This window comes from Pontibacter roseus DSM 17521, assembly GCF_000373265.1.
Lineage (GTDB): Bacteria > Bacteroidota > Bacteroidia > Cytophagales > Hymenobacteraceae > Pontibacter > Pontibacter roseus.
The window spans coordinates 81766-103712 of sequence record NZ_KB890765.1 but is presented as its reverse complement, the minus strand read 5'-3'; the positions used below and the strand labels follow the sequence as shown (position 1 = coordinate 103712).

General features: G+C 53.1%; 22 protein-coding genes. 5 read left to right on the top strand and 17 right to left on the bottom strand.

Features of this window, described 5'->3' with window-relative positions:
- Positions 1–17: 17 nt before the first annotated feature.
- Genes murD through mraZ form a run of 7 tightly spaced genes read right to left on the bottom strand, consistent with a single transcriptional unit; the run spans position 18 to position 8059 of the window.
- Positions 18–1361 (bottom strand): UDP-N-acetylmuramoyl-L-alanine--D-glutamate ligase, encoded by a 1344-nt coding sequence (gene murD, locus B051_RS0111920; RefSeq protein ID WP_018478430.1) that lies wholly within the window; start codon positions 1359–1361, stop codon positions 18–20.
- A 19-nt stretch (positions 1362–1380) separates the two neighbouring features.
- A complete protein-coding gene (mraY, locus tag B051_RS0111915) occupies positions 1381–2601 on the bottom strand; it encodes a phospho-N-acetylmuramoyl-pentapeptide-transferase (RefSeq protein WP_018478429.1) in 1221 nt (406 codons plus the stop codon).
- A gap of 51 nt (positions 2602–2652) precedes the next feature.
- Positions 2653–4119 carry a UDP-N-acetylmuramoyl-L-alanyl-D-glutamate--2,6-diaminopimelate ligase gene (locus B051_RS0111910; RefSeq protein WP_018478428.1) on the bottom strand — a complete coding sequence of 489 codons (1467 nt, stop codon included), beginning with the start codon at positions 4117–4119 and terminating at the stop codon, positions 2653–2655.
- Positions 4119–6215: a penicillin-binding protein gene (locus tag B051_RS0111905; RefSeq protein WP_026236361.1), complete on the bottom strand. Its 2097-nt coding sequence runs from the start codon at positions 6213–6215 to the stop codon at positions 4119–4121. Before B051_RS0111905 ends, B051_RS0111910 begins: the two co-directional genes overlap by 1 nt.
- A complete protein-coding gene (locus tag B051_RS0111900; RefSeq protein WP_018478426.1) occupies positions 6205–6642 on the bottom strand; it encodes an FtsL-like putative cell division protein in 438 nt (145 codons plus the stop codon). Before B051_RS0111900 ends, B051_RS0111905 begins: the two co-directional genes overlap by 11 nt.
- 47 nt (positions 6643–6689) lie before the next feature.
- Positions 6690–7592, bottom strand: coding sequence for a 16S rRNA (cytosine(1402)-N(4))-methyltransferase RsmH (gene rsmH / locus B051_RS0111895; RefSeq protein WP_033316861.1), 903 nt, complete (start codon positions 7590–7592; stop codon positions 6690–6692).
- Complete coding sequence (gene mraZ / locus B051_RS0111890) at positions 7592–8059, bottom strand: division/cell wall cluster transcriptional repressor MraZ (protein ID WP_018478424.1); 468 nt, start codon at positions 8057–8059, stop codon at positions 7592–7594. Before mraZ ends, rsmH begins: the two co-directional genes overlap by 1 nt.
- Positions 8060–8453: 394 nt before the next feature.
- Here mraZ and B051_RS0111885 point away from each other — a divergent pair, with 394 nt between their 5' ends.
- From B051_RS0111885 to B051_RS0111875, 3 genes are all read left to right on the top strand, one after another.
- Positions 8454–8858, top strand: coding sequence for a hypothetical protein (locus B051_RS0111885; protein ID WP_245539618.1), 405 nt, complete (start codon positions 8454–8456; stop codon positions 8856–8858).
- A gap of 80 nt (positions 8859–8938) precedes the next feature.
- Positions 8939–11161, top strand: coding sequence for a TonB-dependent receptor (locus B051_RS0111880; protein WP_018478422.1), 2223 nt, complete (start codon positions 8939–8941; stop codon positions 11159–11161).
- A gap of 84 nt (positions 11162–11245) precedes the next feature.
- Entirely contained in the window at positions 11246–11596 is a 351-nt protein-coding gene (locus tag B051_RS0111875) for a heavy-metal-associated domain-containing protein (protein WP_018478421.1), read from the top strand.
- A 45-nt stretch (positions 11597–11641) separates the two neighbouring features.
- Here B051_RS0111875 and B051_RS0111870 read toward each other — a convergent pair whose 3' ends face one another.
- The 10 genes from B051_RS0111870 to B051_RS0111825 all read right to left on the bottom strand — a co-directional run bounded on the left by B051_RS0111870 (position 11642) and on the right by B051_RS0111825 (position 19808).
- Complete coding sequence (locus tag B051_RS0111870) at positions 11642–12331, bottom strand: fatty acid desaturase (protein WP_018478420.1); 690 nt, start codon at positions 12329–12331, stop codon at positions 11642–11644.
- A gap of 53 nt (positions 12332–12384) precedes the next feature.
- Entirely contained in the window at positions 12385–13236 is an 852-nt protein-coding gene (locus B051_RS0111865) for a 4-hydroxy-3-methylbut-2-enyl diphosphate reductase (RefSeq protein ID WP_018478419.1), read from the bottom strand.
- A gap of 6 nt (positions 13237–13242) precedes the next feature.
- Positions 13243–13941 carry a lycopene cyclase domain-containing protein gene (locus tag B051_RS21235; protein WP_018478418.1) on the bottom strand — a complete coding sequence of 233 codons (699 nt, stop codon included), beginning with the start codon at positions 13939–13941 and terminating at the stop codon, positions 13243–13245.
- Positions 13942–13946: 5 nt separating this feature from the next.
- Positions 13947–14483 (bottom strand): hypothetical protein, encoded by a 537-nt coding sequence (locus B051_RS0111855; protein WP_018478417.1) that lies wholly within the window; start codon positions 14481–14483, stop codon positions 13947–13949.
- Positions 14484–14486: 3 nt separating this feature from the next.
- Positions 14487–15320, bottom strand: coding sequence for a phytoene/squalene synthase family protein (locus tag B051_RS0111850; RefSeq protein WP_018478416.1), 834 nt, complete (start codon positions 15318–15320; stop codon positions 14487–14489).
- Positions 15321–15333: 13 nt separating this feature from the next.
- Entirely contained in the window at positions 15334–16842 is a 1509-nt protein-coding gene (locus B051_RS0111845; RefSeq protein ID WP_018478415.1) for a phytoene desaturase family protein, read from the bottom strand.
- Positions 16843–16878: 36 nt separating this feature from the next.
- Entirely contained in the window at positions 16879–17388 is a 510-nt protein-coding gene (locus B051_RS0111840) for an RNA polymerase sigma factor (protein WP_026236359.1), read from the bottom strand.
- Between the two features lie 202 nt (positions 17389–17590).
- Complete coding sequence (locus B051_RS0111835) at positions 17591–18475, bottom strand: MerR family transcriptional regulator (RefSeq protein WP_018478413.1); 885 nt, start codon at positions 18473–18475, stop codon at positions 17591–17593.
- On the bottom strand, positions 18448–18927 hold the full coding sequence (locus B051_RS0111830) for a sterol desaturase family protein (protein WP_245539617.1): 480 nt from the start codon (positions 18925–18927) through the stop codon (positions 18448–18450). The genes B051_RS0111835 and B051_RS0111830 overlap by 28 nt, the downstream gene beginning before the upstream one ends.
- 71 nt (positions 18928–18998) lie before the next feature.
- Positions 18999–19808, bottom strand: a complete 810-nt coding sequence (locus B051_RS0111825; RefSeq protein ID WP_407636255.1) for an enoyl-CoA hydratase/isomerase family protein — start codon at positions 19806–19808, stop codon at positions 18999–19001.
- Positions 19809–20243: 435 nt separating this feature from the next.
- Here B051_RS0111825 and B051_RS0111820 point away from each other — a divergent pair, with 435 nt between their 5' ends.
- Together B051_RS0111820 and paaA are read left to right on the top strand one after the other, a co-directional pair.
- Positions 20244–20822 (top strand): TetR/AcrR family transcriptional regulator, encoded by a 579-nt coding sequence (locus B051_RS0111820; RefSeq protein WP_033316860.1) that lies wholly within the window; start codon positions 20244–20246, stop codon positions 20820–20822.
- A gap of 106 nt (positions 20823–20928) precedes the next feature.
- Positions 20929–21915 (top strand): 1,2-phenylacetyl-CoA epoxidase subunit PaaA, encoded by a 987-nt coding sequence (gene paaA, locus B051_RS0111815; RefSeq protein WP_018478409.1) that lies wholly within the window; start codon positions 20929–20931, stop codon positions 21913–21915.
- Positions 21916–21947 lie beyond the last annotated feature (32 nt).

The window sequence follows — 21947 nt, the reverse complement described above, 5'->3', positions numbered from 1 at the left end:
AAAAGTGTACGCTTATGCTATTTCTTCAATACTATCTTCTCCACGGCCTCCCGGAAGCGCTGCCCCCGGTGCTCGTAGTTGTTAAACAAGTCAAAACTGGCGCAGGCTGGCGACAGCAGCACTACGTCTCCCGGCACGGCCAGTGAGCGGCTCAGGCGCACGGCATATTCGATGGAGGTCGTCTCTGCGATAATGGGCACGATGCGGCCAAAGGACTGCTTCAGCTTCTCATTATCCTTTCCCAGACAGATGAGCACTTTCACCTTCTCCTTGGCCAATTCCTCCAGCGCGCTGTAGTCGTTGCCCTTGTCCACGCCGCCCGCAATCCAGATGATGGGTTGCTTGATGCCCTCCAGCGCGTACCATACCGCCTCGACATTGGTGGCTTTGGAGTCGTTGATGTAGGAAACCTCCTTGGCTATACCTACCAGCTGCAGCCGGTGCTCAGCGTTCTCAAAGGTCTCGAGCGCCTGCTCTATCTGCCCGTTCTCCACTCCCATGAGCTTCGCGACGGCCACTGCGGCCATGGTATTGTATTGGTTGTGCTTTCCGATAAGGGCGGATTTTGATGTATCGACATCACCCTCAAAGAATCGCACGTTCACTTTCACATGGTCTCCTTCGAATAAGACTTTGGCACTCTGTTCCCCTTGTAGCGTGAAGGGGACTGTGGTTCCGCCAAAAGACGCAGAATCGAACGCATTACGGATATTAACATCATCAGCATTGTAGATAAAATAGTCCGCGCCGCTCATGTTCTGCGCGATGCGCAGTTTGGAGGCAGCGTATTGTGTCATTTCGTAGTTATACCTGTCCAGGTGGTCGGGCGTGATGTTGAGCAGCACCCCGATGTGCGCCTTGAACTGGTACATGTTGTCGAGCTGGAAACTGCTCAGTTCCACCACGTAGTAAGCGTGTTTGTTCTCAATCACCTTCTCGGCCAGGCTCTCCCCGATGTTTCCGGCCAGGCCCACGTCTATACCTGCGCTCTTGAGCATGTGGTAAGTCAGCAGCGTAGTCGTGGTCTTGCCGTTGGTGCCGGTGATGCAGATGAACTTGGCATCGGTATACCTGCCAGCAAACTCGATTTCGGAGATAATCGGAATCCCACGCTTCACCGCTTCCTGTATGATAGGGGCCTTTTCAGGTATGCCAGGGCTTTTGATGATTTCTTTCGCCTCCAGTATCCGCTCAAAGGTATGGGTACCTTCCTCGTAAGGTATAGCCGCCGTCGCCAGTTTGGCTTTGTAGGCCTCCTTTATCTGCCCCATATCCGACACAAACACGTCCAGCCCCTTCGCCCTAGCCAGCAAAGCCGCCCCTACGCCACTTTCTCCCGCACCTAGTATCGCTACTTTCATGTTTACAGTTTTAATGAGCCTATCGCAGCTTCAGGGTTGCCAATGTCAAAATCGCCAGCATGATGCCCACAATCCAGAACCGTGACACGATTTTGGATTCATGGTAGCCGTTCTTCTGGTAGTGGTGGTGCAGCGGCGACATCTTGAAGATTCGCCGGCCCTCCCCGTATTTCTTCTTCGTGTACTTGAAATAACTCACCTGCAGCATCACCGACAGGTTCTCTATCAGGAAAATGCCGCACAGGATTGGAATCAGCAGCTCTTTGCGCACAATCAGGGCCAGCACCGCGATGATGCCCCCGATGGCGAGACTGCCGGTATCGCCCATGAACACCTGCGCCGGGTAGGAGTTGTACCACAGGAATCCTACACAGGCTCCCACGAAAGCGAGACAGAAAATGGTCAGTTCACCCGAGTTCGGTATAAACATGATGTCCAGGTAGTCCGCGAAGATGGTGTTACCGGAAATCCAGGCGAATATGGCCAGCGTCAGACCAATGATGGCAGAAGTACCGGCCGCCAGACCGTCGATGCCGTCGGTGATGTTGGCGCCGTTCGATACAGCCGTTATCACCAATATCACGAACGGGATGTACAGGTAACAGCTCCAACCCGCGAAAAGCGGTCCGGCAAAGCTGAACAGGTTGCAGTAGTCGAGTTCGTTGTTCTTGCGGAAGGGAATGGTGGTAATCATGGATTTGATGTCCACCCACTTGCTGGTGGCATTGACTGCCGAGGTGGAGCCATCTGTGAAAATGTACTGTCTTACGACCACATCGTCGTTAAAGTATAGCGTCAGCCCCACGATTATTCCTAAGCCAATCTGGCCCAGAACCTTAAATTTTCCGGCCAGTCCTTCCTTGTTCTTCTTGAACACCTTGATGTAGTCATCCAAAAAGCCGATGAGCCCCAGCCATACCGTGGACACCAGCATGAGCAGGATGTAGATGTTGTCGAGGCGCGCGAACAGCAGCGTCGGCACCAGAATGGCCAGCAGGATGATGAGACCACCCATGGTCGGTGTGCCTTTTTTCTCCATCTGCCCTTCCAAGCCCAGGTCGCGGATACTCTCGCCTACCTGCTTGCGCTGCAGCACCTTGATGAGCCGCCCGCCAAAAATCATAGCAATGAGCAATGACACCAGAGTCGCCATACCTGCCCTGAAAGAGATGTATTGGAATACACCCGCTCCCAGCACGTCAAATTCGCGGTCAAGGTATGTAAAGAGGTGGTAGAGCATTTAATCTATAGTCTGTAACTAAATGGTTTCTTTTCGTAATCGGCTTTGTTTTTACTTGCCGAGTTGCTGCAGGGTCTCCTGCAGTACTTGCTTGTCGTCAAACGGGTATTTTACGCCCTTTATCTCCTGGTAAGTCTCATGCCCTTTGCCCGCCACCAGTATAATATCTTCTTTGCCAGCCAGCATGCAGGCCGTGCGAATCGCTTCCCGCCTGTCCAGCACCGACAGCGTTTTTTTGAAGTCCAGCGGCTTCACGCCCTTCTGCATGTCCTCCAAGATGGCCTGAGGCTCCTCGAAGCGCGGGTTGTCAGAAGTCAGAATCACCTTGTCGCTCAGGCGGCAGGCGATGTCCGCCATAACCGGTCGTTTGGTCGCGTCACGGTTGCCACCGCAGCCAACCACTGTTATCACCGTCTGCAGCGGAGTCCGGATTTGCTGAATGGTATTGAGCACGTTCTCCAGCGCATCTGGCGTATGGGCATAGTCCACTATACCTGTTATCTGTTCTGTCTCCGACACGATGTAGTCAAACCTCCCCGCCGCCGTATCCAGGCTGGACAGGATGGTCAGCGCCTCCACCGGGTCTTCGTCCAGCAGCACTGCCACGCCATAGGCTCCCAGTAGGTTGTAGGCGTTGAAGGCCCCAATCAGTTTGCACCATATTTCGTGTCCGTCTATCTCGAGGTGCAGGCCCTGCAGCGTGTTGTCTATCAGGCGCGCCTTGAAGTCAGTCACTTTGCGAAGTGAGAAGTACTTTGCCTCTGCTTTCGTATTCTGCACCATCACCGGCCCGCGTTTGTCGTCGGCATTGATGAGTGCAAATGCACCGGCTGGCAGCATATCAAAGAAAGATTTCTTCGCCTTGATGTACTCATCGAACGTGCCGTGGTAGTCCAGGTGGTCGTGGGTGATGTTAGTGAACACCCCGCCGGCGAAGGTTATACCTGCCACCCGCTGCTGCACCATGGCATGTGAGCTTACTTCCATGAAGGCATAGGCGCAGCCGGCCTTCACCATCTTGTCCAGCAGCGCGTTCAATGACACGGCATCCGGAGTGGTATGGGTGGCCGGAATCACTTCCTCATCTATCTGGTTCTGAACTGTAGAAATTAGCCCCACATGGTAGCCCAACTCCCGGAACAGCTTGTGCAGTAATGTCACAGACGTTGTTTTCCCGTTGGTGCCGGTCACCCCTATCAGTTTCAGTTTTCTGGAAGGATGCCCATAGAAAGCAGCAGCCATCTGCCCGAGCGCCTCGCCACTGTTCTTCACCTTGATGTAGGTGACACCCGTTGACCGCTCTTCCGGCAGTTCTTCACAGACTATCGCCACGGCATTTGCTTCAGCAGCTTTGCCCATGTAGGTATGTCCATCCACCTGCACCCCGCGCATGGCCACGAACAGCACCCCCTCCTGCACCTGACGGGAATCAAAGGTGATTCCTGCCACTTGCACAGCAAGCGGTCCGTGGCTTTCCAGCACGTTCACGTCTTTCAGTATGTCCTGAAGCAATCGCATCAACTTAATACTATCGTTATTTTACTTCCTTTTTCTACCGCAACTCCCGGCTCCACTGACTGCTTTACCACCCGCTTGCCGGCACCTTCCACACTTACCTTCAGGTGTTGGTTGCCCAGAATGAACAGCGCGTCGCGCAGCGTCATACCCGTTACGTTTGGCACCTTTCCTCCCATCACTGGGTTAGCCTCGAACTTCAAGGAGCGCATTTGCGGCGATACCCGCACCCATTCCTCATCCGCAGGTACACCATGGTTGCTGATACCGATTCGGTTGAGAATCAGGCTCAGGTCATCGAAGCTGCCGGCCTCTACCCGTGGCAGGCTGTCCTTGTTCGGCACCACGCGGGCCTGCAGCGGCTGGTGCATGGCCAGGTCACGGGCATACGCCTTGTCGGCTACCTCCTTGAAAACCGGGGCCGCCACGTCGCCACCATACACGTTCACACCACGCGGACTGTCAATGATGACAATGCAGCTATACTTGGGATTGTCTGCCGGGAAATAGCCAGCAAACGAGGTGGAGTATAGCTTCACATACTTGCCATCCTTCACCTTGCGGGCTGTACCGGTTTTACCGGCCACTTTATAATCGGCACTTTTGATGTTCCTGGCGGTTCCGTTCTGCACCACGCCTTCCAGCATGGTCCTTACTTTCTTCAGGGTCTCGTCTGAAGCGATTTTCTCATTCAGCACACGCGTCTGGAACGTCTGAAGCACCTGGTCTGCGCGCCGAATCTCCTTCACGATGATGGGCTGCACCTTCACCCCGTTATTAGCCACGGCATTGTAGAGCGCCAGCGTCTGCAGCGGCGACAGCTTCATCTCATACCCAATGGACATGGAGGTGAGTGTGGTGCCATACCAGTTCTTCTCCTGCGGATTCTTGATATAGGGCCTTGCCTCTCCGTCCATCTGGAAACCGAGTGTGCTGCCCAGGCCAATCTTGTTCAGGTAGTCCACAAATGCCTTTGGGTTGTCGCTGAAGTTCTCTTGTATCAGCTTCGCGACTCCGATGTTGGATGATTTCTCAAACACCTCCTGCGTCGTGATTTTGCCATACCCCCCGATTTTCACATCGGTCATCGTGGTGTTCTTTATCCGGTAGGTTCCGTTACCGGTATCCACCGTATCGGTCAGCTGTTGGTTCGTATGCTCAAACAACGCCAGCATGGAAGCAAGCTTGAAGGTTGAGCCCGGCTCCGTACGTCCCTGGTTACCAACCGCATAATTATAGTCTTCGATGTAGCCGCCCTTGGTTTTGCCCAGGTTGGCCATCGCCTTGATTTCACCTGTCTTCACCTCCATCAGAATCACGCAGCCGTAGTCCGCGTTCTTCTCCACCAGTGCCTTATAGAGGGCGTTTTCCGCCACATCCTGCAGGTTGATGTCCAGGGTGGTCTTGATATCGTAGCCATTCAGCGGAGCTACTTCCGTGCCGTCGTAGATAGGCTTGTTGCCGCCGGCGATGCGTTCGAACAGCGCCTCACCATCTTTGCCAGCCAATTCACCGTTGAAGCTGAACTCGAGGCCGGCACCGTTCTTGTCTTCGTTGATGAAGCCAATGGTACGCTCCGCCAGAAGACCGAACGGCTTGAAGCGCTTCTCCACCTTCTCGAATATCACGCCTCCCTTGTTCTTACCAGCCCGAAAAATGGGCCAGCTCGACATGAGCTTTTTGTCCTGGTAATTTATCTGCCGGCTATTCAACCGGATATACCTTCTGCCTGCATGCCGCGCGTTCTTCAACTTGCGGCTGTAGTACTCCGGCGACTGGTCGCGGTAGAAACGCGACAGCAGCATGCCCAGCGAATCCACACCCGCGTTGAAGGCCTTGGCATCGGCAATAGTCGGGTCAAAGGCCACCCGGTAAAAGGGCAGGGACGTAGCCAGGATACTCTCATTGTCTGAATAGATGTTGCCACGCGTCGCCAGCACCGGCTGGTAACGGATGCGGCGCTCCTTCGAAATCTCTTTCCACTTGGAACCGTCCAGAAACTGTATCTGCACGATTTTATAGACAATTGCGCACGCAAAAAGGCAGACAACCAAAAAGGCTACCCGCACCCGAATCACTATGGATTTCTTAATATTCATCTACAGGCACAATGACTTGATAGGGTGGAGATGAACTTTCGACAAGGCCCAGCGGCGCCACATTGCGTGCCACCTCTGACTGCTTACTGGCCTCCATGTAGTCAGACTTCAACGTGGTGTAGTCTGCGCGCAGGTCTTCTGTCTCTATTTTGAGTTTGGCTATTTTGCGTATGGTCTTCTCAGCATAGTGGGTGTTGCCGATGTAGAAGAGCGTGACGCCCGTCAGGAAGAGCACATGTGGCAGGTACTTGGTAGGCACTCCTTCCTGAAACAGGAAATCAACGTTGGTATACCTGTCCAGCAACTTGAACAGGCTGAAGCCCTTCTTTTTCACCTTCACCTCCGGCTTCGGCGCCTCCTCTGGCCTCACGCGCACCGAATTGCCCTTTGGCACGGCAGCTTTCTTCGTCATCAGGTTAGGAGCCATAGTTGATTATTAAATTGAGCTAGAGTCTAGCTTTGTCTCTTAATTCATTATTTCTTCTCTGCTATTCTAAGTTTTGCGCTACGGGAGCGGCTGTTTTCCAGGAGCTCCTGCTCTGATGGCACGATAGGCTTGCGGCTGACGGCCTCGAGCGGCTTTATCTCGTTTCCGAACAGGTCTTTCTCCACCTCCCCGAAAAACTTGCCCTTCGCAATGAAGTTCTTCACCAGCCTGTCTTCCAGCGAGTGGTAGGACATCACCACCAGCCGTCCACCGGGCTTCAGCATTTCCGCCGCCTGCTCCAGCATCTCCTCCAGCGCCTTCATCTCGTCGTTCACTTCAATGCGAAGCGCCTGAAACACTTGCGCCAGGTATTTGTTCTCCTTCCCACGGGGGGTACAGGAACTGATGGCCTGCTTGAAGTCGCCGATTGTCTCAATCGGCTTGCGGGCCCGCTGCGCCACAATGACACTAGCCAGCGTCTTGGCGTTTTTCACTTCGCCGTAGATGCCGAACAGCCGGTGCAGTTGCTCCTGGCTGTAAGTGTTCACGATTTCGCTCGCTGGCGTGCCTGCCTCCGGGTCCATGCGCATGTCCAGCGGGCCGTCGAAGCGGGTGGAAAAACCACGCTCAGCCACGTTGAACTGATGCGACGAAACACCCAAGTCAGCCAAGATGCCGTCCACCTCCTTCACGCGGTACAGGCGCAGGTACTTCTTCAGGTCCCTGAAGTTGGCGCGCACAAACGTAAAGGCCGGGTTTTCGATTTTCTTTGACTGCTCCTGGGCATCACGGTCCTGATCGAACGAGTACAGCTTACCGGTTGTAAGCTTGCTGGCAATGAGGGCCGAATGGCCTCCCCCTCCAAACGTGACATCCACATAGATGCCGTCGGGCTTAATAGCCAGGGCATCAATACACTCTTGCAACATGACAGGGCGATGGTACTCCATTATACCTGTGGTTCCTCCTCCTGCTTGTCACCTAAAAACTTCTGGGCGAGCTGCGAGAAATTCTGCTGGTCCTTGATGAGGAAATCCTCATACTTGTCCGGGTTCCAAATCTCCACGCGGTTGCCCAAGCCCACCACAATCGCCTCTTTCTCCAAATCGGCGAAGCGCGCCATCGTGCGGGGCACGATAAAGCGGCCTGTGCCGTCCAGTTCAATCTCCGTGTTGCCACGGAAGAAATTGCGCTGGAAGTGGCGGTACTCCTCATTGAACTCATTCAGCCCCGCCACCTTGTCGTAAATCGACTTCCACTCCGACTTGGGGTAGAGCACCAGACAGGGCTCGAAGCCTCTTGTCAGCACCACATGATTGCCCGACGCCTCCGGTAGGTTTGATTTTATCTTTGCAGGTAAAACCAACCTTCCCTTCGGATCAATCTTGCATTCATATTCGCCAGACAGGAAGTTCATGGGTTGCGACAGTTTAATCCGTATAGTTTTCGGAGTATACAAATGTAACGATTCAGCAAATCAGCACAACCACAATCTCCCACTTTTTACCACTTTGTGGATAAATTACGGTTATCCACCCCACTTATCCACATTATCCACATTTGGTCGCGTCATTTTGCGGATAAGTTTATTTGCATAAAACATACCTAATCCATAATATACGAGAGAGGCAATATTATAACATTTTGTTTCACAGAGAGTTAACCTTAAAAGTCACTATACCTGACAGGGCTAAGCAAGTTGATTTTCGAAAAGTGGGACAAAGTGGGGAAGGTGGGACAAAGTGGGGCGCTATCCCCAAAGTGGATAAAGATTGGTTCTTTTGTTCAGAGGATATGCGTATATTTGTGCCGTGAGCAAGACCCTCCGTCATACCGTCACACTGCTGCTGACCCTCAGTATCCTGCTGGGTTCAGTGGGCGTTGCCCTGAGCGAGCAGCTGTGCCTGATGACGGGCCTGAAGGCGTCCGGAACCGAGGAGCCTATGGAGGGTTGCTGCGAGGATGCTCAGCCTCAGAAGGATACAGAAGAGGACTGCTGCACAGTGGAGTTCTCCTTTGAAAAGCTCGAGCCTGTTTCTTCGCTCAAGGTCTTCCACCTGGAAGCGCCTGTTTTCTTCCTGGTTGATTTCAAGCCACTTTTTACCACCTGGGCACCGGCTCTTGCCACAGACGAGCGCATCCTCACCCATTCCGACAGCTCTCCGCCTGTCTATGGAATAAATCTGCTGCATCGCCTGCACATCCTTATCGTCTAGCGATTCTGATTGCTTCGCCCCGGCACCGGCTTTCCGTCTGTGCCTATACCTGCATTCAGAGATTCAAACGATAACCAGACATGTATACCAGCATACCTGTGCGACTTATTGGCAAGTTTGCCGCTACATTCGCACTCCTTATTACAATACTTATACCTGCCACCGCCCAGCAGCTTAACGGCAAGGTGGTAGACAGAACCACAAATACTCCCCTTATTGGCGCCAGCGCCGTCTGGAAAGGCACTACCAAAGGCGTATCCACTGATGCCTCGGGCAGTTTCACGCTGCAGTCAGCCGACGCCACCACACCGCATATTGTGGTATCATACCTTGGCTATAAGCCCGACACGGTGGATGTAAGCGGAAAAACGACTGTGACCGTGGCCCTCTCCCCGACCAGCTCCATTCAGGAGGTGGTGGTGGAAGGGCAGCAGACCCGCTACTCCGCTCTCACGCCTACCAACTCCCAAGTGATTACCAACCGCGACCTGGAGAAGTCGGCCTGCTGCAACCTGGCGGAGAGCTTTGAGACCAATGCCTCTGTGGAGGTGACCACCACCGATGCCGTATCTGGGGCCAAGCAGATACAGATGCTGGGCCTGGATGGCTCCTATACCTTGCTGACTACTGACAACGTGCCCGCCTTGCGCGGCCTTTCCACCCCCTACCGCCTCAACTACCTCTCCGGCACTTACATTGAGTCTATTGACATCATCAAGGGCATGGGCTCTGTGTTGAATGGGTATGAATCCATTTCAGGACAGGTGAACGTGAAACTGCGCGACCCGGAGAAAACAGAGCGGCTATACCTGAACCTGTATGGCAACAGCCTGGCCAAGTTCGATGCCAACCTAAACGTGTCGGCGCAGGTGAGTCCGAAGTGGAGCACGCTCCTGATGCTGCACTCCGACCACTTGGGCAACCGAGTGGACCGCAACAAGGACGGCTTCATGGACCTGGCGCTGGGCACGCACCACAACGTGTACAACAAGTGGAAGTACAAGCACGGCGATACCTGGGTTTCGGAGTTTGGGGTGAACGCCCTGCGCGAGACAAAGCTGGGCGGGCAGATGGATTATGAGAAAGGCGAACCCGTAGGTCCGGAGCAGCATTACGGGACGGAGTCGGAGACGGAGCGGCTGTCCTTCTACAACAAGACCTCCTATACCTTCCCCGGAAGGCCTTACCAGAGTTTGGGCTTCATCACCTCAGGGGTGCACCACAAGTTCAACTCCCTCTATGGCCGCCGGAACTACAACGGGGAGCAGAACACCGGAGATTTGCGCTTCATCTTCCAGTCCATCATCGGGCATACGGGCCATACCTATAAAGTGGGCGCCAGCTTCCTGTACGATGACTATACCGAGCGCCTGGAGCAGAACCGGTTAGCCCGCACCGAGCGTGTGCCGGGCATCTTTGCCGAGTACATCTTTAACAACTCCGAGAACCTGACCATTGTGGCCGGTGCCCGAACTGATTTCCATAACCTCTACGGCACCGTGTTCACGCCACGCCTGAACGTGAAGTATGACTTGACGCCCAACACCATTTTCCGGGTGGCGGCAGGCAAAGGCTTCCGTGTAGCCAATCCTATATCCGAGAACACGGCCTCTCTGGTGAGCGCCCGTGAATTCACCTTCCGGGAAGAGCTGGAGCCGGAGAAAGCCTGGAATCTGGGAGGCTCGTTCACGCAGTACTTTGAATTGGGCGGCCGTCCGGGCGCCTTCATCACCGACTATTACTACACCATGTTCCAGAACCAGGTGGTAGCCGATATGTACAGCAACGCCCATCAGATTTCCTTTTACAACCTGCAGGGGCGCTCCTTCTCGCGCAGCTTCCAGGCGGAGCTGCAGTATGAGGTGCTGAAAGGCTTTGACGTGAAGACGGCCTATAAGTACTTTGACGTGCAGACCACTTACAACGGTGAATTGCAGCAGCGCCCCATGATTCCGCAGCACCGCTTCTTCGTGAACCTGGGCTTTGCCACGCCTTTCGACAAATGGCGCGCCGACCTGACCACCCAGTACTTTGGAAAGATGCCGCTGGCTTACGCCGAAGGACATAGCGGAGCAGCCAATGCCCGCAGCTCCGACCGGTTCTATACCTTGAACGGGCAGGTATCGCGGGCCTTCAAGCGCTGGGAGGTATACGTGGGTGGCGAGAACCTGCTGAACTACCGACAGCCCGACGCTATCCTGGGCGCCAGCGACCCATTCGGCCCGGCCTTTGACGCCAGCATGGTGTGGGGCCCGATTACCGGCCGCGTTATTTATGCAGGTATGCGCTTCAAGATAGAATAGCGGTACAGATTTTGTAAAAACAACTTCAGCCTGAATAGATCCATTTAAACAGATAAACCATAATTCACCATTCAATTCCTTACCATGAAATCACTACAAAACCTAGGAGTGGCACTGCTTGTATTCTTCACCACACTGAGCGTACAGGCCCAGAACGGCAACGAAAAGACAATTCAAATCAAGACGTCGGCTGTGTGCGACATGTGCAAGAAGAGCCTGGAGAAAGCCATGGCCTACGAGAAAGGCGTGAAGTCCTCTACACTGGACGTGGATTCCAAGATGCTGACCGTGACCTTCGACAGCAAGAAGACCAACGAAGACAAAATCAAGAAGGCCGTGAATGACACCGGTTACGATGCCGATGACAAGCCCGCCACGCCACGCGCTTACAACAAGCTGGACGACTGCTGCCGCAAGGAAGCTGGTGCGCACTAAGTCGCTTATACCTTAAAAGCAAAAGGGTAGCCAACATCGCGTTGGCTACCCTTTTGCTTTGTACAGCTGCCACCAAGGCAGATAGGGTTTGTCGTGGTGCTCGTAATGGTACCCGAAGAAGTAGCAGCTCACAAAGGCCCACAGATGGTTCTTGGCCTGCGTACCCGACTTATGCCGATTCTCAGGCGCATGCTCTCCGCGGTGCGGCAGGTAAGTACCGAAGTAGAAAAGCTGGAACGTGGCCAGTATTGCAGGGACCATCCAGAACATGATAACATTCTCAAGCGGGAAGAACAGCTGCAGCACATTGTAAGTAATGGCCATAAGCACGATTTGCCACCAGGTGATGTAGTTCTTCAGAAAGCTGTAATACCAGGGCCAGAAAGAACCGTGGTGATAGTCAGGATCCTCCTCCGTGGCCACGTGGCGGTGGTGCTGGTGGTGTTTAGGCAACAGACGCGGATACCAGTTGTAAGCGAACAGGAAAGCAGTAACAGTCCCGATAAGGCGATTCAGCGTGGGTCTGCCGGGAGCGACTACGCCATGCATGGCGTCGTGGGCCGTGATGAAAAGGCCGGTATACAGGTGCGTCTGCAGCAGCAGGAACAGGTAGGGCAGCGGCGAAGAAAAGTCAATCGGAAAATGCAACAGGTAGGCGAGCAGGCCAAACCAGCAGGCCACTATCGTAGCCGCCACCGCTATACCTCTATTATCCCGTTTGATTGTCTTTGCCATATGAATTCTAGGAACAGGCTACACCTGAACACGGTTCAAAAATTAGGCTATACCTATACCGTCTGCCGCAGGAGCGCGTCCCGCACTTCTTCCATCAGCCACATGGGAGTAGAAGTAGCGCCGCAAATCCCTACGGTGTCGCCGTCGGCAAACCACTCCGGCTGCAGTTCCTCCACCTTCGACACAAAGTACGTGGCCGGGTTGGTATCCTTGCATACCTGGTAAAGCACTTTGCCATTGCTTGACTTGGTGCCTGACACGAAGATAATCTTATCGAACTGGGCGGCAAACTTCCGCAAATCTTTGTCGCGGTTAGACACTTGCCGGCAGATGGTGTCATTGGCATCGACTTCGTACCCCTGCTGTTCCAGCGTATTCTTGATGTTGTAAAAGCTGTTGGTGCTTTTAGTGGTCTGGCTGTAGAGCGTGATTTTAGATGGCAGTTCGTGCTGCATCAGTTCCTCCACGCTCTCAAATACAACCGCTTTGTTGCTCGTCTGCCCCAACAGGCCCATCACCTCCGCATGCCCGTGCTTTCCATAGATGAAGATGCGCTCGTCCTTGTCATAAGACGTCTTGATACGGTTCTGCAGTTTGAGCACCACCGGACAGGAAGCGTCTATCAGGGTCAGGTTGTTCTGCATGGCCACGTGGTACGTCTGGGGCGGCTCGCCATGCGCCCGTATCAGCACCGATTCATTGCGCAGTTCCCGCAGTTGGGCATGGTCAATGATGCGCAGGCCCCGCTGCTGCAGGCGCTCTACCTCCACGTCGTTGTGCACGATGTCACCCAAACAATAGAGATATCCCTGCTCGTCGAGTATGTCCTCCGCCATTTGGATGGCGTACACCACGCCGAAGCAGAAGCCTGAGTTTGAATCGATTGTGACCTGGAGGTTCCTCATATACTGTTATACAGCCATCTTCTGATATTGTTTAACGGCAAACCGCTGTTTCAGCCCCTCATAGATTGAAATCGTGAGCAGCAGCATGAGCATGGAGTACATAGTGTCCTCTACAGGTATAGACACAATACGCAGGCTTAGATTGTGGCTATTGTTATACCACACGATCGGCAGGTAAGTCAGCACGCCGTTCACCAGCAGGAAAGGCACCAGGTGCACGATGTACGCCAGGTAAAACCGCCCCAGTTTCTGGGTATTAAAATAATAGTAATGCAGCCCCAGCATGGCAGCCAGCAAGGTGAAGGTGATGAAGGTATAGAGTCGCTCCAGGTTGAAGACAGCCAACAGCAGCAGCACAGGTATAAGCAGGAAGGTTATACCTTTTGCATAAGGCTGCAAGAGGTCTTTTATGATGTAAACATTGAGGCACTCGTAAATGAACACACAGGCGTAAGGCACCGTGATAAAGAAAAGAATCTCCTCAAACGGCAGGCTGAACAGGTATATCCCAACCAGATATTCCTCATTGAAGCCCCAAATACCCGCCTCTGTGAACAACGAGTCCCAGATGATGAACAGACCCGCGTTGATGCCGATGGCCGGCCAGAGGTATGGCCAGTTCTTGTAAAAGGCCACTTTCCTGTCAAACGAGAGCAACAGCGGGAACAGGATGGTGAAGATGTTCAGGTATAGGTAGAGGGGCATGTTGTTTAAATGGGTATACTTTTGAGTCTTTGTTTTTCCTGCTCCGTGCAGTGGTCCTTGGTTAGCATGAAGTCGCGAATGTTGCGGGCCATGTCCGTTGACAGACCCGACTTCGGATGGCGCTCCAGACCCGCGATGATTTTGGCTTTGTCGTCCTGCAGGTTCTTGCTCATGTTCAGGTAACGGGGCACATAGTGCTCCACCGTGAAGCGCAAAAACCGGATTTCAGGATTGGTCGCATCCAGCTTCACCGCCTCTTCAAACACCTCTGATGACTTCTGCAGGTGTTTCATCTTCGTGTAGGGATTCCAGACATGTTTGGCCATGATGGCCTCCGAGATGGCTTTGTAAGCCAGCACCACGGGGTTGTTGTCCTCGTAGTTGCTCATCAGTTCATGAAATTCCTTGCCGGCACGACTGTCTTTGCTGGCCTCCAGGAACTGCGTGCGCAAATCGGGCAGTTTGTAGTCGCTGGAATTGTCGGCCAGCAGGGTGAATGGAAGTAAGAGGAAGACGGAAAGTAAGAGTAAAATATTCTTCACGGGCTAAATGGCATTTAGTTGGTACCTGACATAGGAGCCCAAAAGTAGGGCAAACTTCTTGTTATCAGGTACTCTTACGCGCTCATTTAAGATATGGGTTGCCGGCAGGTGTCTGATTTTCCGGAAAAGCTTCAAGTAATACACGTAGGCCAGGTATACGCCCATGCGCGCAGACCGGGGCAAAGCCAGTATACCGGCGTAGGCATCCTCAAAGTCTTTGGCGATATCGGCCTCAATCTCCTCCTTGCTCGCGTTGTTGAACGTGCGGATGTCCACGGATGGAAAGTACACCCTTCCCCGCTCCTTGAAGTCGCTCTGCATGTCGCGCAGGAAGTTCACTTTCTGGAAAGCCGCGCCCAAACTGCAGGCCGGTTTCTTGAGGCGCTCAAACTGCTCCGCATCGCCCTCGCAAAACACCTTCAGGCACATCAGCCCCACCACTTCGGCCGATCCGTAGATGTACTCTTTGTACAGCGCCGGGTCGTACACGTGGTCATCCAAATCCATGGCCATGCTCTTCAGGAAGGCATCAATGTATGTACGGTCTATTTTGTACTCGTTCACCACGCACTGGAAAGCATGCAGCACCGGGTTCAGGCTGATGCCCTGCTCAATGGCCTCATAAGTCTGTCGGCTGAATTCGTCGAGCAGTTTGCGCTTATCGTAGTCGTGAAAGGTATCCACTATCTCATCGGCGCAGCGCACAAAGCCATAGATGGCGTAGATGGGCGCATGGAATTTACGGTGCAGCGTCTTGATGCCGAGCGTGAACGACGTGCTATACGCCTCGGTAATCAGCTTACTGCACTTCAGGCAGGTTTCTTTGAAAAGCTCCATAGTTTCAGGGGAGTTAATTGCTCACTGGTAATCGCTGGCCCGGAGCCAGTGCATAATCCTTCGCCACTTCCTTGGCCACGACCTGCCCCGAAATAAGGGAAGGCGGCACGCCCGGGCCCGGCACAGTCAACTGACCCGCGTAGTACAGGTTCTTTATTTTCTTGCTCTTCAAACTAGGCTTGAGCAGTGCTGTCTGCAACAGCGTATTGGCCAGACCATAGGCATTGCCCTTGAAGGCATTGTAATCCGACATGAAGTCGCGGTGGGCATAGCTGCGCTTGTACACCACAGCGCTGCGCACCTCCTGCTTGGTCAGGTGCTCCAGCCGGTCCATGATGACATTATAGTACTGCTCGCGCAGTCCCTCGGTATCCTCCAGTCCCGGAGCTACCGGCATGAGCACGAACAGGTTCTCACAGCCGGCAGGCGCCACGCTGGCGTCCGTCACCGATGGCGCCGATACATAAAACAGCGGCTTGGCCGGCCATTTCGGGTCAGTATAAATCTCATGTGCATGCGGTCCGAAATCCTCATCAAAAAACAGGTTGTGGTGGCGCAGGTTCTCCAATTTCTTGCCTATACCTAAATAGAAAATCAAACAGGAAGGCGCCATCACACGTGTGTCCCAATACTTGTCTGTATAACTCTGGTAGGCCGGAGCCAAGAGGTTTTTCTCTACATGGTGATAGTCTGCACTGGCCACCACCACGTCAGCCTCGAATACGCCGGAAGCGGTGCGTACGCGGCGGGCTATACCTTGCTCTACCTCTATTGCCTGCACATCCTGGTCGTAGAGAAAAGCCACGCCCTTCTCCTCAGCCAGCTGCACCATCCCTTCGATTATCTTATACATGCCACCCATCGGATACCAGGTGCCCAGGCTGATATCGGCGTAGTTCATCAGACTATAAAGCGCCGGCGTGTTTTGCGGTAGCGCACCCAGGAACAACACTGGGAACTCCATCAGCTTGATGATTTTCTCGTGCGAGAAGAAGCGGCGGATGTGCGCATGTATGGATTGGAACACATCCATGCGGAGCACATCCAGCAACAGACGCAGGCTCATGAACTCGCTCATCGAGCGGCCCGGCTTGTACACGAGCTGGTTGATGCCTACTTCATATTTATAAGCGGCCTGCTCTAGGAATTTGTCGAGACGAGCAGCACTCCCCGGCTCCCAATTTTCAAACAGGGTTTTCAGCTCATCCAGCGAAGCTGGTACATCCACGAAATCACCCTCTCCAAACACCACTGTGTAGGAGGGGTCCAGCCGCACCAGGTCATAGTAATCGGAAACGCTTTTGTTGAACTTGTTGAAGTAAGACTCAAACACATCAGGCATCCAGTACCAGCTCGGCCCCATGTCGAAGGTATAGCCGTTGGCTTCGAAGCTGCGGGCCCGCCCTCCAGGAGTGGCGTTCTTTTCGAGCACCGTCACCTCATAGCCCTGGTCAGCGAGACAAGTGGCGGCAGACAAGCCGGAGAAACCTGCACCTATTACGATTACTTTGTTGTGAGCCATTTAGGAATTTACTAATTAATCCTGTTAAAGTTGTAGCTAGTCGCCATAAACCTGCAGCAGTTTCTTCAACTCCTTGCGGGCGATGTGTATACGGTTTTTCACTGTTCCAATGGGAATATTAAGCTTTTCGGCTATCTCAAGGTACTTATACCCAATGTAGTACATCATGAAAGGCCGGCGGTGCTCTTCATTCAGGCGTGCGATAGCAGCCTTGATATCACTCATCACGAAGGCAGCCGTTCCCTTGTTGACGGTCACAAAGCTGTCATCTGTGTTCAGGTACTGCAAGTACTCCGTACTGTCAATGTTGCTGCTGCGTTTGGTAACCTTGTTGTAATTGTTGATGAACGTGTTCCGCATGATGGTGTAAAGCCACGCCTTCAGGTTGGTACCGGCATTGAACTTGTCGCGGTTACTGAGCGCCTTTAGCAGCGTTTCCTGCACCAGGTCTTTGGCATCATCCGCGTTGCGGGTAAGGTTCATGGCAACTGGCCGCAGAGAACCAGCAGCGAGCTGTATATGATTGGTGAATTCTAATGCAGTCATAACGTTTAATATTTGTTATAAATTATTAAACAATTATACGGCATGTTTATCAAAAAGACTAATACTGTTTAACAATTTTATAAAATATATAAACAGACAAGACCATCTTATTCCCTCTGTCCTGGGTTTTGTCCAAACAAAAGAGCCAAACCCGCTTGGGTTTGGCTCTTTTTCAAATAAAATGCACATTAGGTATACACCGCTATACCTTGGGAAGCAAGGCGATAAAATCCTCGATGCACCTTATCTTACGCACATTTTCAGGGAAATTGAGGAAATCGTATTGGACCTGGTACCCATAGACATAGATAAGAGCCTTGGGGAAAGTCTCGGAAAGCTTGTTGAGGTAGGCCTGCACCTGCTCCCGTTCCGGCACGATGGTCAGCACGGTGCATAGAATCTGAGGCTGGCACTGGTTATAGGTCCGCTGCAGGTCCTCGAAAGGCAGATTTTGCCCCAGGTATATCACCTGCTGGTGATGCGCCCGGATGAGGTAATTCATATAGAGCAAGGCAATCTCGTGCAGTTCTCCCTCCGGCAGGTATAGCAGGTAAGCCGACATGCCTTCTCTGTGCTTAACCACCTGCCCGTCTATGGCCACAATCAGCTTCTGACGCACGAGGTTGCTCACAAAATGCTCGTGCGCAGGGCTTATGTTATTGGTCTGCCACAGGATGCCGATTTTATGCAGAAACGGGTATACCACCTGCAGCATGGTCTCCTGAAATCCCAGTTGCAGGGTGGCCGTGGAAAGGGATTTATCAAACCGCTCTTCGTCCATGTCCACCATGGCAGCCACCATGGCATTGATGTGGTGCGCCAGGGAAGTGCTCTCCTGCTCAGCCAGTTGCTGCACCGCTAGCCTGAGCTGCTCCGGGCTCATCCGGGCTATTTTGGATATCTTGAACCCCTGCTCGTTGAGAAGCGAGATGTTCAGCAGGGTCTTCAGGTCGGCGTCGCTGTAATAGCGGATGTTAGTATCGGTACGCTGCGGGCAGAGAACGTTGTAACGCTGCTCCCAGATGCGTATGGTATGGGCCTTTATGCCCGAAAGATGCTCTAGCTCTTTGATGGTGTACTGCGCCACGTCTGTTCCCCCTGTTGTTTTTGAATGATGGAATATGCCGCCCTGAAATACTTTGGTGCCACCCACAACATGCCATAGGACTCAGAGCCGTCGCGGCCCGAGGACTTATGATGCACTTTATGCGCCATGTTCAAGGCTTTGAGGTAAACATTAGACGTTTTACCAAAAAGCCTGATGCGCCTGTGAATGAAGACATCGTGTATCAGGAAATACGCCACCCCATAGAGGGTGATGCCTGCACCAATCCAGAACCGGTAGTCAATGGGTTCGCTGCCGAAGACAAAGAACAACATAGCCAGGGTGCCGTAATAGGCGAAAAACAGGTCATTCCACTCAAAGGCGTGGTCGTGGCGGGTATGATGGGACTTGTGCAGGAACCACAGAAACCCGTGCAGCACGTATTTGTGCATGGCCCAGGCCACACCCTCCATCGCTACAAAAGTTATCAACATGATTCCAAGGCCCATCAGCATACTCATCAAACAACAAGTTTAACAAATGGTTTTAAGACTTCAACAGAATCTTACCAGGTAAGGGATTCTTTTTTCAGGAAAGCGTCTATACCCCGCTGGCAGTCTTCGCTTCCGCGGGCTACTGCGTTCATCTCAGCGGCGTACTGCAAGCCATCCTCCAGGGACATTTCCTGCACGCGGGCAATCATCTCCTTGGTCACCTCCATGGACTGTCGTGAGTTCTCGGTGCATAGCTTCTGGGCGAAGCTAGCTACACGTTCCTCCAGTTCTTCGGCCGGCACCACGTAATTAACCAGGCCATACGTCTGCGCCTCCTCTGCCGATATCAAGTCACCGGTCAGCAACAATTGCTTGGCGCGGGACTCCCCTATCTTGCGGAGCAGGAACACTTTCACGATAGCAGGTATAAAGCCAATCTTCACCTCGGTGTAGCCGAACTTGGCCTCAGGCACCGTGAACACGAAGTCGCAAATGGAAGCGAGTCCGCAGCCACCGGCGATGGCATGCCCGTGCACTTGCGCTATCACTACCTTCTTCAAGGTATAGATGAGGCGGAAAAGCTCCATCAGGTGAGTGGAGTCGGCGAGGTTGTCGTGGTAGTCGTATTGCTGCAGCCGCTGGAGATACTCTAAGTCGGCGCCGGCACAGAACACCTTGCCTGCCGCGCGCAGCACAATCACTTTGCAGGCCTCGTCATCCTCGGCGGCGGCAAAGGCGCGCTTCAGTTCCGTCACCATTTCTGCGTTAAGCGCATTGCGCTTTTCGGCTCTGGCCAATGTGATATACCCAACCCGGTCTCTGACCTCATAGTCGACGTAATCCATTGTATGCGCCTGAGCGGTATCTGTAGTCTCCGTCATGATAGTGTCTTCTTTAATGTGGTTGTACATTCCGGCACACCGGTTCCAAGTATACGAAGTGTTTCGGGAATAGCTTGTATAATATAAGTAAAAGCAGGCAATTTCTCCCTCTCCTATTGGCATACTTATGTAACGCTACAAGCAAAAAACACACCAGCAAACAGCCTAATTTTAAAAAGTTTTCTAGTTCTCAACAAGTTATACTTACTCGTTCAGTAAGAAAGTCGAAATCTCTTTGGCGCTCCTGCTGCGTCAGCTCATGCGCAGAGTGAATACTATGCATAACCAAATACATTCAGAACGGTTTGTGGCGCATTCTCACCCACTGCACCCACACCTCTACCTACAACCTAGACAAGGCGCCGTGCGTAAAATAAATTTGCTAACGAACGTTAGGTTGCTTACATTTGTTGTTATCTATATACAAACTATACCTTGAGCAGGAAAGAACAGATAGAGCAAAAAGCTACAGCCTTGTTTAAGACACGGGGATTCTCAGCCACATCTATGCGCGATTTGGCCAATGCCTTGGGTATAGAGGCGGCCAGCATCTACTCGCATATCCGTTCCAAGGAGGAGATTCTCCAGCGGGTGTGTTTCCGGATGGCGGATGAGTTTTTTGGGGCGATTGAGGCACTTAAGGACGAAAACGCCAGTGCCACGGAGCAGTTGCAGCGGGCCATTACCGCGCACGTCCGCGTCCTGACTCGCAATACAGAGGCATCTGCTGTTTTCCTGCAGGAGTGGCGCCACCTGAGTGAGCCGCACCACAGCGATTTTCTGGCTCTGCGTGACCGGTACGAGAACTACTTCCGAGACATCATCCGCCAAGGTATAGCCAGCGGGGAGTTTCAGGTGCCGGATGAGAAGTTTGCCGTGCTCACCATCCTTTCCGGCCTAAACTGGATACATACCTGGTACAAGCCGGAGGGAAAAATGAAGCCGGAGGAGATTGCCGAGAATCTGTCAGCTATGCTGCTGAACGGGCTGAAGACGAACCTTAGTTTAAACTAAGCTATACCTGACCATTACCTAATACACCCTAACTAAACCTAACCTTTGCCGGACTGCCACCTTAACAGTCCGGCACTTATTACAGAACCTTAAAACCATAGATATTATGTACGGAGGAGGAAACGTTTTTGAAGCTACCAAGTTCGATGACCTGCAGACCGAAGACCCGGTAAAACTGGCCGAATTTGAGGCGCGCATCGCCCGTGGCGAGAAGATTGAGCCAAACGACTGGATGCCGCAACTTTACCGCAAGCAGCTTATCCGTATGATTGAGCAGCATGCCCATTCCGAAATCATTGGCGCCCTGCCCGAAGGCACCTGGATTACCCGTGCCCCCGGCTTCCGCCGCAAAATGGCCCAGATGGCCAAGGTGCAGGACGAGGTAGGACACGCCCAATTATTATATAGCGCCGCCGAGACGTTGGGCAAAACACGCGAGCAGATGCTCACGGACCTGATTAACGGCAAGAGCAAGTACTCCAACGTGTTCAACTATCCGGCCTTTACTTGGGCGGACTCCAACATCATTTCCTGGCTGATTGACGCAGGCGCTATCGTGAACCAGATGGCCAACGCCAAAGGCAGCTACGGTCCGTATTCCCGTGCACTGGAGCGCATCTGTGCGGAGGAGGCTTTCCACCTGAAGTATGGCCACGATGCCGTGGTACACATGGCTACCGGAACACCCAAGCAGCGCGAGATGATACAAGCCGCCCTCAACCGCTGGTGGCCTCCTATCATGACCTTCTTTGGACCGTCTGACAAGATGAGCACGCACACCGAAACGCTTATGCGCTGGAAAGTGAAGATGGCCTCCAACGACGAGTGCCGCCAGCAGTTCCTGGACATGTACGTGCCCAAGATTTGGGAACTTGGCCTAACCGTGCCAGACCCTAACCTGAAGAAGAACATGGAGACGGGCCAGTGGGAATACACTGAGCCGGATTGGGATGAGTTCAAGCGCGTGATTAACGGCGATGGCCCTTGTAACGCGGAGCGTCTGGCCGTGCGCCGCACCGCCGAAGAGCGTGGCGCCTGGGTCCGCAGGGCCCTTCTCAACCCCAAAGCGAAATACGTTCGTCCATTGGCCTAGTCAATGGTGGTTAACAGTTGAGAGTGAAGCGT